Source organism: Zooshikella sp. RANM57, from assembly GCF_050749885.1.
Taxonomy (GTDB): Bacteria; Pseudomonadota; Gammaproteobacteria; order Pseudomonadales; family Zooshikellaceae; genus Zooshikella.
In genome coordinates, this window is sequence record NZ_JBOIUB010000089.1 from 1 (window position 1) to 255 (window position 255).

Below are 255 nucleotides of genomic sequence, written 5' to 3' on the forward strand. Positions count from 1 at the left end.
GGGAGGGTAGCTTAAGCTTGGTAGTTGTAACTCCACCTCTGAGCCACAGGCAGCGATAAGTATTTCATTCGATAGGGCAAGTGTAGTGATTTCTTCCTCTAAATTAGCCTGGCTCAGTACCAAATTTTGTAAATCAGGCCGACGAGTATCTAACGCGTAATTTGAGTTAGAATCGAGCTGTTTTCCATACATATACAGCTCAGTAAGATACGCGGCAGGAGAAAACATCGAAGAAACGGCATCTGAGGTTGTGTA

General features: G+C 43.9%; 1 protein-coding gene. It reads right to left on the reverse strand.

Annotated elements, in window-relative coordinates; all coding sequences use genetic code 11:
- On the reverse strand, window positions 1–255 hold a 255-nt coding region (locus ACQ96U_RS27255), incomplete at both ends, for a Tc toxin subunit A (protein ID WP_431724425.1).